The 13,253-nt window shown below is 48.6% G+C and carries 10 protein-coding genes; 6 read left to right on the plus strand and 4 right to left on the minus strand.

The features are described from left to right. Positions 1–10 precede the first annotated feature (10 nt). Positions 11–2,875, plus strand: a complete 2,865-nt coding sequence (gene gcvP, locus BLV62_RS11945) for an aminomethyl-transferring glycine dehydrogenase (RefSeq protein ID WP_089761905.1) — start codon at positions 11–13, stop codon at positions 2,873–2,875. Between the two features lie 55 nt (positions 2,876–2,930). Here gcvP and BLV62_RS11950 read toward each other — a convergent pair whose 3' ends face one another. From BLV62_RS11950 to BLV62_RS11960, 3 genes are read right to left on the minus strand one after another with little or no spacing between them, the layout of a single operon-like run. Next, on the minus strand, positions 2,931–3,326 hold the full coding sequence (locus BLV62_RS11950) for a DUF1634 domain-containing protein (protein WP_089761907.1): 396 nt from the start codon (positions 3,324–3,326) through the stop codon (positions 2,931–2,933). A 6-nt stretch (positions 3,327–3,332) separates the two neighbouring features. Then, positions 3,333–4,166: a sulfite exporter TauE/SafE family protein gene (locus tag BLV62_RS11955; protein WP_089761909.1), complete on the minus strand. Its 834-nt coding sequence runs from the start codon at positions 4,164–4,166 to the stop codon at positions 3,333–3,335. 10 nt (positions 4,167–4,176) lie between these two features. Further along, a complete protein-coding gene (locus BLV62_RS11960; RefSeq protein WP_089761911.1) occupies positions 4,177–4,830 on the minus strand; it encodes a FadR/GntR family transcriptional regulator in 654 nt (217 codons plus the stop codon). Between the two features lie 509 nt (positions 4,831–5,339). Here BLV62_RS11960 and BLV62_RS11965 point away from each other — a divergent pair. The 3 genes from BLV62_RS11965 to BLV62_RS11975 are packed head-to-tail and all read left to right on the plus strand — an operon-like array spanning position 5,340 to position 10,712. After that, on the plus strand, positions 5,340–8,420 hold the full coding sequence (locus BLV62_RS11965) for a SusC/RagA family TonB-linked outer membrane protein (RefSeq protein WP_089761913.1): 3,081 nt from the start codon (positions 5,340–5,342) through the stop codon (positions 8,418–8,420). Between the two features lie 11 nt (positions 8,421–8,431). Further along, positions 8,432–9,766: a RagB/SusD family nutrient uptake outer membrane protein gene (locus BLV62_RS11970; protein WP_089761915.1), complete on the plus strand. Its 1,335-nt coding sequence runs from the start codon at positions 8,432–8,434 to the stop codon at positions 9,764–9,766. Positions 9,767–9,788: 22 nt separating this feature from the next. Beyond that, entirely contained in the window at positions 9,789–10,712 is a 924-nt protein-coding gene (locus BLV62_RS11975) for a cyanophycinase (protein ID WP_089761917.1), read from the plus strand. A gap of 54 nt (positions 10,713–10,766) precedes the next feature. On the opposite strand, the gene BLV62_RS11980 is transcribed toward BLV62_RS11975, so the two are convergent. Then, positions 10,767–12,020, minus strand: a complete 1,254-nt coding sequence (locus BLV62_RS11980; protein ID WP_225889650.1) for an alkaline phosphatase family protein — start codon at positions 12,018–12,020, stop codon at positions 10,767–10,769. Positions 12,021–12,269: 249 nt separating this feature from the next. Here BLV62_RS11980 and BLV62_RS11985 point away from each other — a divergent pair, with 249 nt between their 5' ends. After that, positions 12,270–12,779 carry a hypothetical protein gene (locus BLV62_RS11985; protein WP_089761920.1) on the plus strand — a complete coding sequence of 170 codons (510 nt, stop codon included), beginning with the start codon at positions 12,270–12,272 and terminating at the stop codon, positions 12,777–12,779. A 75-nt stretch (positions 12,780–12,854) separates the two neighbouring features. After that, a complete protein-coding gene (locus BLV62_RS11990) occupies positions 12,855–13,229 on the plus strand; it encodes an MmcQ/YjbR family DNA-binding protein (RefSeq protein ID WP_225889651.1) in 375 nt (124 codons plus the stop codon). Positions 13,230–13,253: the final 24 nt, after the last annotated feature.

A 13,253-nucleotide genomic window follows, 5' to 3' on the forward strand; every position in this document is an offset into this window, starting at 1 on the left:
TGCTTACATCATGAATCTTTTTGATATTCAACAGAATGAATTCGTGCACCGTCACATCGGGCCGAATGAAGGCGAAACCAGCCAGATGTTGGAAACTATCGGTATCTCAGACCTGGACCAACTAATTAGTAAAACAGTTCCTGGCAGCATCCGTATGCAATCACCGCTGGCTATACCGGCAGCGATGAGCGAAAGTGATTATCTCCGCCACCTGAAAGAAGTATCGCTCAAAAACAAGGTGTATAGGAATTACATCGGTCAGGGCTACTTCGACACGATCACACCCAGTGTTATTCTTCGTAATGTGTTCGAGAACCCGGGATGGTATACCCAATACACTCCTTACCAGGCGGAAATTTCACAGGGCCGTTTAGAGAGCCTGCTGAACTACCAGACAATGGTGAGCGACCTGACAGGTTTACCTATTGCCAATGCGTCGTTGCTGGACGAAGCTACAGCAGCCGCAGAAGCAATGACCATGTTCTTCAACGCATTGAACAAAGACCATGATCATGTAAGCAGACCTAAATTCTTTGTAGACGAGCATGTATACCCGCAAACGCTGGATGTATTGCAGACCCGCGCTACACCTTTACATATTGAAATAGTAACGGGCAACTACCAGGCAGCCACTTTCGATGAAAGCTACTTCGGCGCACTGGTTCAATATCCCAACAACGTAGGCGGAGTTGCAGATTACCGCGCATTCATCGAAAAAGTACATGCTGTAGGCGCATACGTAGGTATGGCTACAGACCTGCTGGCACTTACCCTCCTTGTTACCCCGGGCGAAATGAACGCTGATGCAGCCTTCGGTTCTGCACAACGTTTCGGCGTTCCTTTGGGCTTCGGAGGCCCTCACGCTGCTTTCTTTGCAGTAAAAGACGAATTCAAACGCGCTATCCCAGGCCGTATCATCGGTGTAAGCATCGATGCACAGGGCGGAAGAGCGCTTCGTATGGCGCTGCAAACGCGCGAACAGCACATCAAACGCGAAAAAGCTACTTCAAATATCTGTACTGCACAAGCATTGCTGGCAAATATGGCAGCTATGTACGCAGTATACCACGGACCTAAAGGACTGAAAAATATCGCTACCCGCGTAGCTTTATTAACTCATACCCTGGGTACCAAATTACAGGCAAAAGGCATTAAACTGGTTGCAGACAGCTACTTCGAGACTATCGTGATCGAAGGAAAAGCTGATATTAAAGATGCAGCCGAAGCAGCAGGCATCAACTTCCGCTACTTCGCCAATGGCAATGTTGGTATCTCCATCGATGAAACCACTACCATCACAGATATCAACGATATCCTGCACCTGTTCGACGCAGGCACTACAGATGCAACAACAGTATCAGCCGGTACTACCGGTATCCCGGCAGACCTGCAACGCACTTCTCCTTACCTGACCCACCCGGTGTTTAACAGCCATCATAGCGAATCGCTGATGATGAGATACCTGAAGTCGCTGGAGAATAAAGACCTTTCGCTGAACACTTCCATGATCTCTTTAGGTTCCTGCACTATGAAACTGAATGCAGCTACCGAAATGATCCCATTGAGCTGGGCGCACTGGAGCAAAATGCACCCGTTTGCACCTGCCAACCAGGCCGGCGGTTACCTGCAAATGATCAAAGAATTAGGCGAATACCTGAGCACCATCACCGGTTTCGACTCCTGCAGCCTGCAACCTAACAGCGGCGCACAGGGCGAATATGCAGGGTTGCTCGTGATCCGCGAATATCATAAGAGCAGGAATGAAGGACACCGCAATGTGATGCTGATCCCTATCAGCGCTCACGGTACCAACCCTGCATCGGCAGTAATGGCCGGGTTCAAGGTAGTAGTAGTAAAAGCGCTGGAAAACGGCTACATCGATGTAGCAGACCTGAAAGCAAAAGCAGCTGCCTACAGCAAAGACCTGGCAGGTATCATGATCACCTACCCTTCTACTTATGGCGTTTATGAAGAAAGCGTAAAAGAGATCTGCGATGTTATACATGAACATGGCGGACAAGTATACATGGATGGTGCAAATATGAATGCACAGGTAGGTTTGACTGCACCGGGCCTGATCGGCGCCGATGTTTGTCACCTGAACCTGCACAAAACATTTGCTATTCCTCACGGCGGTGGCGGACCAGGCATGGGCCCTATCTGCGTGGCAAAACACCTGACTCCGTTCTTACCTGGTCACGTTAGCTTAAGCGGCGGCAAAGCGGCGAATGCAGTATCAGCAGCTCCGTTTGGCTCTGCGAGCATCCTGCTTATCTCTTACGCTTATATCCGTATGCTTGGCGCAAACGGCGTTAAACAGGCTTCCCAGTTTGCAATCCTGAACGCCAACTACATGAAGGCGAGACTGGAAAAAGCATACGATATCCTTTATACCGGCGTAAACGGAACCTGTGCGCACGAGTTCATCGTAGACCTGCGTCCGTTCAAAGCATCTGCCGGCATTGAAGCGGAAGATGTGGCCAAACGCCTGATGGACTACGGTTTCCACGCTCCTACCATGAGCTTCCCTGTAGCCGGTACTATCATGATCGAACCTACAGAAAGTGAAGATAAAGGAGAGCTGGATCGTTTCTGCGATGCGTTATTATCGATCCGTGAAGAGATCCGCGAGATTGAACAAGGCAATGTTGATAAACAGAACAACCTGCTGAAAAATGCGCCGCATACGCAACAGGTGATCACTGCCAACGAATGGAATTTCAGCTATACCCGTCAGCAGGCTGCGTTCCCGCTGGAATATGTGAAAGCGAACAAGTTCTGGCCTTCTGTAAGCCGTATCAACAATACCTTCGGCGACAGGAACCTGATCTGCACCTGCGAACCGGTAAGTGCATACGAAGAATCAGTTGCTTAATTTCTTTAACCAGATATAAGAACGGCTTCCCAACCAGGAAGCCGTTCTTTTATGCCTATATCTTCAAGCCGCCGAACATACTGAAAAGGATAATTCCCAGCACTATCGTGGTAATAACTACATACAACCAGTCCTTTTCGAGGGCAAATGCCAGTAAGGAAAAGAACACCCTGAATATGGGCGTAGCCAGCAATACCAGCACCCCTAACTGGATGATCTCTGTTGCGTTGCCTTCCGCCACTCCTTTGAAGATACCACGGAAAGTGGTGTAGCCCGGTCCCTCGCCGGCGAAGCGGCTATAATCAGGCATATCGGCAGCTCCGCTCTGTACGAGGTACCAGAAGCCGCCAAGCAGGGCAATTGCGCTGGCCGTAAGCACTCCCACCCGAAGGAAACGACCTATGAAAAGGGCTATATCCCTGTCTTCCATCAAATTCTTCAACTGTTTCATATGGCATTAAAACTGGTGATTAAATCCGTTGTAGATCATTTCCAGGGCCACAAAAGAGATGGCAATACAAAAAATGATACGCAGTGTACGGGGATTCATAATAGTAAGCAAACGCGCGCCTGTAAAGGCGCCGCCAAGAACGCCGAGTACTACCGGGAAAGCGATGCCCGGATCGATATACCCGCGTTGCAGGTATACCACGGCGCTGGCTGCAGCAGTTACGCCGATCATGAAATTGCTGGTAGTGGTACTAACCTTGAAGGGTATACGCATTGCGCCATCCATCGCCAATACCTTCAGCGCGCCGGAACCTATACCCAGGAGGCCCGATAACACGCCGGCCAGCAACATAATAGAAAAGCCTCCGCCTATATTCTTCAGTTTATAAGCCACTTCCCCGTTAGCGGTAGGATAAGTACTGTTCAACTTCAACACGTAAGACCATTTGCTGCCTGTTTGCTCCGCATGTTCGTTTTTCTTGCGGATGGTCATCAGCGCAGAAAAGATTAGCACTAGGCCAAACAGGATAGCGATGGTGTTCACAGGCGTAAAAACCGCTATCAGCGCACCTCCCACGGCGCCGGCCGTAGTGGCTATTTCCAGGAACATCCCTAAACGGACATTCGTGATCCCTTCTTTGATATAGGCGGTAGCGGCGCCCGATGAATTGGCGATCGAAGCCAGGAGCGCCGCGCCGATGGCGTAACGGATATCTACATGAAATACCAGGGTTAACAGGGGAATTACCACAACACCGCCTCCAAGCCCGGTAAGAGAACCCAGCAGACCCGCTGCATAGGCGCCCACCAGTAAAATGAGGCTGAAAATCAGGATACTCATATAAAACAGATTAATAGTTATTGTCGAGGATATCTTCCATCACCTGCCTGGCAAGGCGCTGGTTGCCGCTTTTTATAGCCTTGAACAGCTGCTCGTGCAAATGATGACTGATAGCGAAATGGCTGATACTTTGCGTATCTCTTTTTGCGAAAAAGTTCCGGATAACGGAGGTAAAGGACTGGTAGAGATCTGCCATTACCTGGTTTCCGCAGGCCCGGGCAATCGCCATATGAAACCCGATATCCGCCTCCATACATGGCTGGTAGGCCTGCGCCAGGATGGCCTGTTTGCGGAGATCCAGCTGCGTTTGCATTTGCTGTATATCGTCTGCTGTGCGGTTAGCAGCAGCCAGCTTTACGATCTCGAAATCGAGCATGCGCCTGACCTGGTTGATCTCTTCAAAATCGGCGCGCCTCAGCCGCTGGTCCAGCGACTCGGCAGATACTGTTTCGTTTACAAAGGTGCCCGCCCCCTGCTGTACCCTCAGAACGCCCGACATGGCCAGCGTTTTAATGGCTTCGCGGATGGTGCTCCGGCCTACCGCATACTGTACCATCAGTTCCGGCTCCGCCGGGATCTTCTGCCCTGGCTTGTATTTGCCCTGGGAAATATCTTTCTGAATGGCGCTGATGACCCTGTCTGATAGTTTGGATGCTTTTTCCATAAAATATCATTAATCATCACAAAGGTATGATGTTTTATTAAACATCAGATGTTTTATTTTTGAAACCAGGTCAAAATTCTTATCATCCACCCTACTAACTCAACCGCTTATACGATAAATAACTGTCAGTTCACCCGCTCAAATCCAGCAGTGTCAATACTTTACAGCCGGCGTAATTATTTTTTAAAAGAGTTTTCTTTCATTTTCTAAAACTATTTACTAGTTTTACCCTACAAATACAGTAGACTATTACAGCGCAGACCAATTCAGTATTAATCACCTAATTATTTTTTGTATGCGAATGCTTTACGCGAACTGTTGCAGCCATATGACGCTCTGCTGATTGTATAAACTTTTATCTTTTACTACCACTCCTCCCACCAAGGACCAACAGTATCAAATCACAGGAGCTATCAGCCATTAATCCGGCCCGTCGGGGCCGCAGGATTGTTATGTCCATTAATTTCTTTACGTGATCCGGTACCATACCGGGATCAAAATCTTATTGCATGAACCGAAAGTCAGCAGCGGCATGGACCGGCCGCTTAATCATTTTTCTTTCTTTTATTTTACCTGTCTACAATGCATCTGCACAACACCAGAATATTTCGATATCCGGGACGGTAGTAGACGCCACTACCCGGGAGCCGCTGGTAAGCGCCACTGTACGCCTGAAAAACACCACGCACCAGGTGTTGACAGATGAAAAGGGAGGCTTCAAATTCCTGACAGGACAGGTATTCCCGGTTACCGCCATTATCAGCTATGTTGGATATAACGCACGGGAGGTAACCATACCCGGCGAGGCTCCTGTAACCGTGCTACTGGAAGCCGCCAACAGCAAGCTAAGTGAACTGACGGTGGTGGGATATACCCGTACCCGCACCAATGCCCGTAATGGCGCTATTACCAGCATCAAAGCGGAAGAATTTTCCAAAGCGCCTGTTACCAGCGTTGTGGAAAAGATCCAGGGCGAAGTACCGGGGCTGATGATCTCGGCCAACTCGGGCGTTCCGGGCACCTCGGTGCTGGTACGTTTGCGGGGCGCTACTTCCATTACCGCCGGTAACAATCCTTTGTACGTGGTGGATGGAATATTCATGAACACCGGCGATATGCAAAATCTTGGAAGGGGATTGGGCGGACAACAACCCAACCCGCTGGCGGAGATCAACCCGGAAGATATAGCCAGCATTACTGTACTGAAAGATGCCAACGCAACTGCTATTTACGGCGCCAGGGGCGCTAATGGAGTGATCCTTATCACGACCAAGCGGGGGAATAAAAATTCACGTACCCGCGTTAACGTTAGTGCGCAGCAGGGATGGGCTACCACGCCTAAAGTATGGGACCTGGTTACAGGACCTGAACATGCGGCGCTTGTAAATGTGGCCTCCGCCAATGACGGCATTCCGGCAGATAAACTGCCTTTCAGACCTAAAAGCCAGGAGGTTGCCGGTTTTCCGGCCTATGGTACGCCCGAAGAACAGCAAACCTACGACAGGCTATCGCCGATCTTCAGAACAGCTCAAAACCAGAAATATAGTGTAGCCGTGACCGGTGGAGACAGCAAAACGAATTTCTACCTGGGAGGCGACTATGAAAAAGCGCAATCTACCCTGCGCCTGCAGGACTTCACCCGTTATTCGTTCAGGGTAAACCTGGATCACGGCATTTCAGACCGCATCAAAGTAGGAACAAGCAATAGCGTTTCCTATGTACCGAGAACCGTTGTGAGAGTGGGCGATGGCCCTGCCGGTCTTTTCCAGGCGGCGTTGCATACGCCTGTTTTCTATCCCCTGTATAATACGGATGGCAGTTACTATAAAGTTGGGGTGTTTGATAACGTATATGCTATACTTAACAACTCCGACAACCACGCATATGCATTGCGGAGCCTGAACAGCGTGTTTGCATCTGTGAACCTGCTGCCCGGACTTACATTTAAATCCACCTTCAGCAGCGACTATTCCAACTATCATGAAAAAGCCTATTACAACACGAACCTGGTGTATGGTCAACCGGCGGGCGAAGCCAACGACGTAACAACAACCAGGGAAACCATTCTTGCAGAACAGTTATTCAACTATAACAAAACTTTCGGTAAAGATCATGACCTGTCTGTGGTGCTTGGAAACACCTTGCAGCTCGACTGGCAGGAAAGCGTATCCCTGACCGGAACAGGATTCCCGAGCAACCAGTTCAAACGTATCACGTCGGCGGCGGTGCAAACAGGATCTTCTTCCGGCACCACTTCCAGGTTGGTGTCTTTCTTTACAGGCGCCAACTACCTGTTTAAAGACAAATACAGCCTGGATGTGAATATCCGTGCAGACGCTTCTTCCCGCTTTGGCCGAGATCACCGCTGGGGTTATTTCCCCGCCGTAGGAGCCGGCTGGAATATCAGTCGCGAATCCTTCTACCCTTCCAATGCCCTGGTGAGCGACCTGAAACTAAAGGCCAGCGTGGGTTTAACGGGCAACCAATACATCGGCGACTTTGCCTCGCGCGGTTTATGGAATGGCGGGCGCAATTACCTGGACCAACCAGGAACAGGGCCGAATCAACCTGCCAACCCTGATCTTAAATGGGAAACAACCAGGCAATTTAATATAGGCGTTGGCGGTAGTCTGCTGGATGGACGGATCACGCTGGAAGCAGATTACTACGATAAATATACCAGCGACCTGTTGCTGCCAGCCGCCATACCGGTTATATCCGGCTACAGTTCTATCACCAGCAACGTTGGCGCCATGAGCAACCGGGGCGTGGAGTTACTGGTCAACAGTCTTAACATCGCCAACGATCACTTCACCTGGAAAACAATTTTCACCGTTTCCAGGAATAAGAACAGGGTAGAAAAACTCGTAGCGCCCATTACAGACGGCAGTTACGGCATGTACCGGATCGAGCAGGGACATTCGCTTTATTCGCTTTATCTCTGGAATGAGTTAGGCGTAGACAAAGAAACAGGGAATGTTAAGATCGAAGATATCAGCGGGCCTAAAGGCGTACCGGATGGCAAGATCACACAGGATGATAAAAAGATAGTAGGCGATATCTGGCCAAAAGCGGAAGGCAGCCTGAGAAACGCCTTCAGCTATAAAGGCTTTAGCCTGGATGTGAATATCTTTTACAAGTACGGCAATAAATTATACAACTATACCCGCTATTTCCTTGAGTCGGGCGGTACCCGTGGCGTTACCCGTTCTATCCAGAAAAGTTCGCTCAACTACTGGAAAAAGCCCGGGGACGAAGGAGTATTGCCCCGCCCTACTTCCCTTCCCAATCCCGATGGCAGCAACAACTACAACAGCGCTACCAGCCGGTATATGGAAGATGCCTCTTACATCCGCCTGAAAGATGTGACCCTGGGATATACGCTGCCAAGCCGCCTGTTATCGCGCTGGCGCATCAGCCAGGCCAATGTATATGTAACTGCCAGCAACCTGTTCCTCATCACCGGTTATACCGGGCCTGACCCCGAAGCCAACAGCGCAGGCGATACCAATGGCATTGTACAGGGTCTGGATTTCAATACCACGCCGCAACCAAGAACTATCACCGCGGGCATTCGTCTTACCCTTTAATAGCATGAACCATGAAACGATTTAATATAATAGTTATAACCGCACTCGCGATACTGACAGCATCCTGCTCCAAAACGCTGAACACCGATCCGCAGACCAGCATCTCCGACGAGGAAGCGATCATAGACGGGAAATCAGCGCAGGCTGCACTCATCGGCGTATACGATGGCCTGCAGGGATATGCCAGTTCCCAGATCATAGCGCTGGACCTGGCCGGCGATAACGTTGTTAACTACAACAACCAGAATATAGTAGTGGCTACTAAAACCGCTGCCGGAACAGGCGGTGGCTTTACCTCCATCTATACCGCCATCAACCGCGCAAACTTTGTTATTACCAAAGTACCAACCCTGGCAGATGCATTGTTTTCGGCCGGCCAGAAAAACCTGATCCTTGGCCAGGCATACTTTCTCAGGGCGCTGGCCTATTTCGATCTTGTAAAAACCTATGGGGGCGTACAGATCGTACTTGACCCTTTGAAATATACCGGCATTAAACGCAGCACTAAAGAGCAGACCTATGCACAGGTGCTGGCAGACCTGGAGCAAGCGGAAACACTGCTGCCAGAAACCGTGAACCGGAATATCGCCAACCGCTTCAGCGTATACGCGCTGAAAGCCCGGTATTATTTGTACAGGGACCAGTGGGACAAAGCAGCGGAGTATGCGTCTAAACTACTTAGCAACAACAACTTTGCACTGGTAAAACCTTTTTCATCTTTCTTCACCGGGAAGAATACTACCGAATCCATTTTTGAACTGGCATTCAGTACGGCAGATAAGAATACGTTTTATACCAATTGGCTGTCGGCGGCCGAAGGAGGCCGCAGGGATTACGTGCCGGCCCGCGATTTCACCGCGCTGTTGCTGGACCCTGATAAAGGCGGCAGCCGCAGTAGTCTGATCAAGCAGTTGCCCGACGGTTCCTGGGAAGTAGTGGAATACGGGAAGCAGGATGGTACCAGTTCCATTTTCATCCTGCGTATCGCAGAGCAATACCTGATCCGCGCCGAAGCGCGTGTAAAACAAACGACGCCTGATCTGAACGGAGCAGTAGCTGATCTGAATGCGATCCGCAGCCGTGCCGGCGTACCGCTGTTCGAGCTCACGCCGGCTACTTCCGCCAACGAAATACTGCTGGCTATAGAAAACGAAAGAAGATTTGAGCTGGCATTTGAAGGACACCGGTTTGTGGATGTTGTAAGAACAGGCCGTGCAGCAGCGGTGTTCGGGCCTTACAACAAACAGTTGACAGATCAGCGATACTGGATATTCCCAATCCCTGCCAGCGCCGTATTGAATGATCCGGACAACTTAGGCGGAGAAAATCAAAACCCTGGCTATTAATTCATCAACATAACAACACCTCATGAAAAAACATTTATTAGTCCTGCTCCTGCTGACAGGCATGCAGGCAGCAGCACAACAACCCCCGGTTAAGATACAGAAAGGCACTACCCGCCATGGGCCTGAGAATGGTTCGTTACTGATCATTGGCGGCAATGTGGGCAGCACCGCCGCAGTGTGGGAAAAATTCACGGAACTGGCCGGCGGCAAAGAGAAAGCCAGGATCGTGGTAGTAACAACGGCATCGGGCGATTCTGCGGCTTTTGATCAGAAGGATGTGGAGATCGTAAAAAAGGAAACAGGCATCCGGCAGGTTACGTTACTGCATACCTCGGACCTGAAAGAAGCCAACAGCGAAAAATTCATCGCGCCGCTAAAAACCGCTACGGGCGTGTACTTTGTAGGCGGGCGGCAATGGAGGATCGCTGATTCTTACCTGAACACCCTAACCCACCGGGCTTTCCAGGAAGTGCTGGAGCGGGGCGGCGTAATTGCCGGCAGTTCTGCAGGAGCTTCCATACAGGGTTCATTTCTCTGGCGGGGAGATACGAAAGGGCCTGAAATACTTGTAGGAGATCATACCCAGGGATTAGGCTTCCTGAAAAATTCGGCCATTGATCAACATTTACTGAAAAGGAACAGGGAATTTGACCTGGTGGATTTTATCAGGAAATCGCCGCAACTGATAGGTTTGGGATTAGACGAAGCCACCGCAGTGGTGGTGCGCCGTGATACGCTGGAAGTGGTAGGAAAATCATATGTCGTAATCTATGATCATAACACTATCGTGAGAAGTGATAACAAACATATTACGGCGGATAACAAGGAAGACTATACGGCTTCGTCAGGGCCTTTCTTCTACCTGAGCGCCGGGCAGCGGTACGACCTGGCCAATCGCAAGGTTATCCAGGCAGAGAAGAAGCGCAGCAATACAGCTGAAGAATAACTAATGGAGGCCGGATCAAAAGTAACATGGATTACTGCTGATCCGGCCTTGTTATTATTTTAAAACAGGCGCCAGAACTTCCAGCTGCCCGTCTATGGGCTCGGTGATAGAAAGCCCCAGCAGCCTGGCAACGAGCGGGTATACATTCACGTTTTCAAAAGTAGGAATGCGGGTTTCTTCTTTGAATGCGGGTCCCCAGGCCATAAAGATAGCGTTCATATTGGTGAGGTTATTATCGTAACCATGATGGCCAATGTGCATTCTTTTGCCTTGTGTTCCGAAAGCATAATTAGCCTCCGCCAGCACAATGATATCGCCAATGCGATTGTGGGTATCTTCCTGGCCGTAATGCCATCTGGCAGGCGTTTCCTCTTTCAGGTATACAGTAAAATGGTTTTCGTGCTGCTTCAGAAATTCGTATGCGGCCCGGATCTCTTCTTTGTTCCTGCCATACAGCATCATCTTTTCGTTACCCGGGGCAATAACAAGATCCTTGAGCAACGGCGATTCCGGTAGCTGAAGCGTATTAACGGTATCTGCCTGCATCATTCCATGATCTGCAACTACGATAAAGTTCACAGGCAAATTCAGTTTATTTACTTCCTGCACCATTTTGCCTATGCTTCTGTCTACAAACTGAACTGCGCTCCTGACGCTGTCGGAATCGGGTCCGTAGCTATGCCCCATATGATCTACTTCGGGGAAGTAGAATGAAATAAAGTGTGGACGTTGCGCTGCCGGCAGCGACAACCAATTTACTACCTGTTGAATGCGCTGATCTATGCCGATCTTTTCCTGGTAGTAATAATAATAAGTGGGTCTTATATTTTGAATTGCGCTTTCTGAACCTACCCAGTAAAAGCTGGCGCTCAGCATTTTCTGTTTTTCTGCGAGCACCCACAAAGGAGTGCCATAATACCAGGTGCCGTCTTCCACTGCTTTCCTGTTGCCTACTTTATAGACAGCATTCCTTTTCCTGTCGAAGAACTGGTTATCCACCAATCCGTGATGCGAGGGATACAAGCCGGTTGCGATGCTGTAATGATTAGGGAAAGTGAGGGTTGGGAAAGATGGCTGCATGGCGGTAGCCCTGACACCTTTTCCTGATAATTGCAGCAGGTTAACGGCGCCGTATTTCTCTGCATAATCATACCTGAATCCATCAATGGAAATAAGTATCACGTAGGGTTTGTTCTCCTGTTGCGGGTCATTTTTCCTTCCTTCCGTTATTTGCTGGGTGGTATCCTGTGCGCTGGCAATAAAGCCTGATGAGAGCAGGGCGCAGGCCAATAAAATGATTTTCTTCACAAGCATTGTTTTGATGAAGGGGTTAAAACAAGGAGTGATTAATTTCCCGCGCAAATTAGCACGCCTGTTTCACTTGATAAAATTAATTGTAGGTTAATACATGTTAAATATAATAATATCTTAACATTAAAATGACATATTCATTCAAAAAAGCTGAAAACAAAATCATTGTAAAATTTTTCACATATATAATTTTAATTAATTGATTGTTTTTCTATATATTAGCCATCTGAAAAACCATCACTAACTATGTCTGATTACACCTTTATTACAACTGAGGAGCATTTCCTGCTACAGGATGCGCTGAAAAAGAATAAACAACAATTAATAAAATTCGGGTTGATAGGATTTGCTGTTACATTGGTTGTTGCCACGATTCCCCAGGTTTACCTTTATACACATAATAATATGGGTGATGCGGATGATTCGATGTTATCTTATAAAAACCTCTGGTTCTGGATATGGTTAATGTCTTTTGTTATCGCGTTAATTTTCTCGCTTATAAAGTTAACGGATATACGATATTGGGCTATAAAGAAGGACTTGACAGCTTTACAGAAAGCAACTTTACAGGCGCCTATGGAAGCGGTGTATATAGAAAACAACGATTCGCAAACCAATATCATGCTTGCGCAAAATCAGAAAAAACGCCTGTATTACTGGATGCGCGGAGCTTTGGACGGGTACAGGGCAGGCCAGGAAGTGGAGATCACCTACGCGAGGTATTCCAGGGTGATCATCAGCATAAATAAATTATAATATCATCAATCATTATAACGGCAGGCGATGGAGTTATGCTCCATCGCTTTTTTATTTTGATTCAAATGCTGATTTTTGCAGAACAACAAATCAGCGATCATGACCCTTTCCCAATTCCAGGAATATTGCCTCTCCCTGCCCGGCGTTACAGAAGAATTTCCATTTGGTGAAGAAACACTGGTATATAAAGTATGCGGGAAGATGTTTGCCCTTAGCGGCATTGAAGATTTTGAAACCATTAACCTTAAATGCGATCCCGAAACGGCCATAGAATTGAGGGAACGGTACGAAGGAGTTGAACCGGGTTACCACATGAATAAAAAACACTGGAATACCGTGTATGTACATTCCGGCATCCCCAACAAATTGTTGCTGGAATGGATAAAAGCATCGTACGACCTGGTAGTGGCCGGCTTACCGAAAAAGGAGAGGGAAAAACTTGGCAAATAACCATTCCCCACACTTTAATGGGCT

The sequence above is a fragment of the Chitinophaga terrae (ex Kim and Jung 2007) genome (genome assembly GCF_900107795.1).
Lineage (GTDB): Bacteria > Bacteroidota > Bacteroidia > Chitinophagales > Chitinophagaceae > Chitinophaga > Chitinophaga terrae.